This is a genomic window from Rhodococcus sp. EPR-134 (assembly GCF_001647205.1).
In the GTDB taxonomy this organism is placed as follows: Bacteria; Actinomycetota; Actinomycetes; order Mycobacteriales; family Mycobacteriaceae; genus Rhodococcus_F; species Rhodococcus_F qingshengii.
Genome location: NZ_LVCT01000255.1, coordinates 1 through 4420, shown reverse-complemented (window position 1 = coordinate 4420; position 4420 = coordinate 1). Strand labels below are relative to the sequence as shown.

4 protein-coding genes and 1 pseudogene are annotated in these 4420 nt (G+C 65.0%); all 5 read right to left on the bottom strand.

The window, feature by feature from the left end; genetic code table 11:
- Positions 1-935 (bottom strand): cobyrinate a,c-diamide synthase (locus A2J01_RS11335; RefSeq protein WP_064112717.1); only part of this gene is annotated, 935 nt, incomplete at its 3' end.
- Positions 929-1543: a cob(I)yrinic acid a,c-diamide adenosyltransferase gene (gene cobO, locus A2J01_RS11330; RefSeq protein ID WP_003942784.1), complete on the bottom strand. Its 615-nt coding sequence runs from the start codon at positions 1541-1543 to the stop codon at positions 929-931. The genes A2J01_RS11335 and cobO, both read right to left, overlap by 7 nt.
- A gap of 21 nt (positions 1544-1564) precedes the next feature.
- Positions 1565-3526, bottom strand: a complete 1962-nt coding sequence (locus A2J01_RS11325) for a magnesium chelatase subunit D family protein (RefSeq protein WP_064112716.1) — start codon at positions 3524-3526, stop codon at positions 1565-1567.
- Between the two features lie 224 nt (positions 3527-3750).
- Positions 3751-4227 (bottom strand): GNAT family N-acetyltransferase, encoded by a 477-nt coding sequence (locus tag A2J01_RS11320; protein WP_064112715.1) that lies wholly within the window; start codon positions 4225-4227, stop codon positions 3751-3753.
- An 11-nt stretch (positions 4228-4238) separates the two neighbouring features.
- Positions 4239-4420: pseudogene (locus A2J01_RS11315) on the bottom strand (malate:quinone oxidoreductase); the annotation flags it as partial.

Below are 4420 nucleotides of genomic sequence, written 5' to 3'. Positions count from 1 at the left end.
TCTTCCGGGAACCCGCCAGGAAGGACAAGAGCAGCAGTTCCCGCGGGAAGCTCGTCCCGCAACGGGTCGAACACCTGCACGTCCGCGCCGGCAGCAGTCAACAGCTCCCGGTGCTCGGCGTAGCCGAAGGTGAAGGCCGGGCCACCCGCCATGGCAACCACAGGCCGAGACTCTGCGTGTGCGCCGACCTCGGCAACCGGATCCCATGCAGCTGCACTCACGTTCGAGGCGGCCAATGCGCGAACAGCACCCAGATCGACGTGCGAGGCAATCAAATCGGACATCGCGTCCACTGCGGCCACAGCGGCGGCGCCGTGCTCGGCCGCCGGAATCAGGCCGAGGTGCCGGGAGGGAACTTCGAGTTCCGTCAACCGTGGCACAACTCCGAGCACTGCGACGCCGACCTTGTCGCACGCATGACGCAACACCTGCTCGTGACGAGCGCTCCCGACGCGATTGAGAATGACGCCGCCGATGCGCACACCTGCGTCGTAGGTCGCGAAGCCGTGGAGTACGGCGGCCAGACTCTGACTGTGCCCACGGGCGTCGATCACGAGCACTACCGGCGAACCGAGGATCGACGCGACCTGCGCCGTCGATCCCTCCGCCGACGGCTGCGAGTTTGCCTCGTCGATCTTCCCGTCGAACAGACCCATGACGCCTTCGACCACGGCGATGTCGCAACCAGCGGTTCCATGCCGGTAGAGCGGTCCGATGCGATCCGGGCCCACCAGAACAGTGTCGAGGTTGCGTCCGGGCCGCCCTGCCGCGAGTCCGTGATAACCCGGGTCGATGTAGTCCGGCCCCACCTTGAAGGGTGCAACGCTGCTACCGGACCGTCGCAGCGCGCCGATCAATCCCGTTGCCACCGTGGTCTTTCCGCTACCCGAGGCAGGAGCGGCGATCACCACGGCCGGAGTGGAAGGACTTACCATTCGATGCCCCGTTGGCCCTTTCGGCCGGCATCCATCGGGTGCTTGATCTTGGTCATCTCGGTCACGAGGTCGGCGGCGTCGATCAACGCCTGCGGGGCGTCGCGTCCCGTGATGACAACGTGCTGGTTGCCCGGACGATCGCGCAGTGTCTGCACGACCTCGTCGACGTCGACCCAGCCCCACTTGAGCGGATAGGTGAACTCGTCGAGGACATAGAATCGATGTTCCTCGCTCGCAAGCCTTCTCGCGATCTCCTGCCAACCCTCCGCAGCGGCAGCAGCATGATCTTCCTCGCTACCGGCCTTGCGTGTCCATGACCAACCTTCGCCCATCTTGTGCCACTGCACCGGCCCACCGACGCCGGTTTCGTCGTGCAGGTTTCCGAGCGCGCGGAACGCGGCTTCCTCTCCGACCTTCCACTTGGCACTCTTCACGAACTGGAACACGCCGATGTCGAACCCCTGATTCCAGGCACGCAGCGCCATGCCGAAAGCGGCGGTGGACTTACCCTTTCCCGGGCCGGTGTGCACGGCAAGTACCGGCGCGTTACGACGCTGACGCGTGGTCAGACCGTCGTCGGGAACTGTCTCGGGAACACCCTTGGGCATCGTGAACTCCTGAGCTGGGATCTAGGCTGCGGCGCGGACGACACCCGCGACCTGCTGCGCTGACAATTCGGCGAGGCGGACGTATCCGCCACGTAGTTCTCGCGCCAACTCGGCCGCCAGCCCCAGACGCACGAGGCCGGTCTCGCAGTCGACGACGATGGACGCGACGGACGCGTCGGCGAGAAGATGCGCGGCGACGCGGGCGCGGTGCAGCGCGTCCTTGCCGCCGGTTGCCCGGCCGTCGGTGAGTGTGACGACGAGGGCGCGACGCTGCGGGTCACGAAGTCGTTCACGCAGAACCACTTCGCGAGCACGCAGGAATCCCTCTGCGAGTGGGGATTTGCCGCCGGTACGCATCGACTGCAAGCGACGGACAGCGATGTCCACCGAAGATGTCGGCGGCAGTACGAGCTCCGCTTCACGACCACGGACGGTGATGACGGCGACCTTGTCGCGGCGCTGATAGGCGTCGCGAAGCAACGAGACAACCGCACCGGTGACCGCGGAGAGGCGGTCGCGTGCTGCCATCGACCCCGACGCGTCGACAACGAAGACGATCAGATTGCCTTCTCGCCCTTCACGTATCGCGCCGCGGAGATCAGCGGGTGCCAGCCGCAACCGTCCAGCAGTGCGACCACGGGCAACTTGAGACTCGGCTGCGGCAAACACCGTGCTCGTCAGATGCAATCCGTGCCCACGCTCCCGCGTGGACCGCACAACTCGTCCACGGGACGACATGGACCGCGAGCGTCGTCCCGGTGCACCTTCACCGACTCCCGGAACTTCGAGGAGCTTGGCCTTGAATTCGCCGGCCGGTGGAGCCGAGGGGCGATCGGTGGCGCGTACTCCCCCACCAGGTCCGTCAGGGTCGTCCGGGCCGTCGTCGTCAGGCCCGTCGTCGTCCGGCCCTTCGTGTCCGGGACCGCCGTCATCGGAGCCGCCATCTTCCGGGCCACGGTCTTCGTGATTCTCGGGAGGTTCGGGCTCTCCGTCGCGCGCGTCGTCCTCTACCTGCGACTGAGCATCCTGGTCGGCCTGCTCGAGCGCATCGTCCAACTGCTGCTGATCCAAGCCGGGCTCGTCGAACGGATCGCGGCGGCGGCGATGCGGCAGCGTCAGTTCCGCCGCTACTCGTACGTCCTCCGCAGTGACTTCACTGTCGCCGCGCCAGGCAGCGTGGGCCGTCGCGGTGCGCGCCAGCACCAAGTCCGCGCGCATACCGTCGACGTCGAACGACGCACACAGCGAGGCGATACGACGCAGTTCGCGGTTGCTCAGCTCGACCGAGTCCAATTTCTCACGCGCCGTGAGGATTTCGGACGCCAACTCCTCATCGGCGGATACGTACCGAGCGACAAATGCATCGGGGTCACGCTCGTAGTCGAGTCGGCGACGCACCACTTCCATGCGAATGTCGACGTCGCGGGACGCGGCGACGTCGACAGCCAGACCGAAACGGTCCAGAAGTTGCGGACGCAGTTCTCCCTCTTCGGGATTCATCGTGCCGACGAGTACGAACTTGGCCGGATGCGAATGGGAGATGCCGTCACGCTCGATGTGAACCCGGCCCATCGCCGCGGCGTCGAGAAGCACGTCGACCAGGTGGTCGTGAAGCAGATTCACCTCGTCGACGTACAGAACACCCTGGTGAGCGGCGGCGAGCAGTCCAGGTTGGAATGCGCGCTCACCGTCACGCAGAACCTTCTCCAGGTCGATCGAACCGATCACCCGGTCTTCGGTGGCGCCTACGGGCAGTTCGACCAAGCGGGCCGGTCGTGTCGTTCCGGCGTCGTCGACCGCGGGCAGCAGCGCAGTCAGCGCGCGCACGACCGTCGACTTGGCAGTTCCCTTCTCACCGCGGACCAAGACCCCGCCGATCCCTGGATGCACCGCACACAGGATCAGCGCCAATCGCAATTGATCCTGGCCGACCACAGCACTGAACGGGAAGCCCGCCACTGGTCGATCTTCTTCACTTCGCACGTCGATATCCCTCCACCTCTCGGTTTCCTCGCCGAGAATTTGGCTGCACTCGAATGTCGCGGCAACCTGGCTGAGATCTCCCGGTTTATCGGTAGAGGAGAGATCTTTCACAGTGGCGGGACCGCGCCTGGATCGAACAGGACTTCCCCGCGAACATTCGGTATCGAAAAAACCCTAGTCGGCTCGCTTTCCCACGAGCCGACCAGGGTCAATTCTCCGACAAACTAGCTGACGGCCACGAAAGGCTCTCCCCCACCACGACGCATCGGGGTGTGCGGGATGTCGTCTTCGATGAACTCTTCGCCGTCAGCCTTGAATCCGTGCTTGGCGTACATCTCGACCAAGTAGGTCTGGGCGTTGATCCGACACGGCGCTTCGCCGACCTCGGCCAGTGCGGCCTGCAGGAGGCGGGTCGTGTGGCCCTGGCCGCGAGCCTGACGCGACGTGCACAGGCGTCCGATTCGGAAGCTCTTGTTTCCGTCGTCGTGCTCTTCGAGCAGCCGGAGCGTGCACACCACCTGGCCGTCCTGCTCGAGCCAGAAGTGGCGTGTTTCCGTCAGCAGGTCCCGCCCGTCCAACTCGGGATACGGGCAAGCCTGCTCGACGACAAAGACCTCCACTCGAAGCTTCAACAACTCGTAGAACGTCTTGTTGTCGAGATCGAGTGCCCATGAACGCTTCAAAGCTGCTGTTGCCGTCATGGGTTGGACTATCACACAGTCGCGGCGGTATCCGCGACCGGAGCCGATTCGGAAGCACCGGCGGAATCGAGCTCGAGAACCTTCGAGGACCAATCCCAGACCTGGTTGAACAGGCCTTCGTTGTCGGTGAGCTTGACGCCGATGGACGGAACCATCTCGCGGAGCTTGCCCTTCCAACCCTGGAACTCGGTCG

What these genes read in the sequence shown, in the direction of transcription:
- cobO (WP_003942784.1), bottom strand. Translation starts at nt 1,543, where the DNA reads ATGCCCAAGGGTGTTCCCGAGACAGTTCCCGACGACGGTCTGACCACG.
- A2J01_RS11320 (WP_064112715.1), bottom strand. Translation starts at nt 4,227, where the DNA reads ATGACGGCAACAGCAGCTTTGAAGCGTTCATGGGCACTCGATCTCGAC.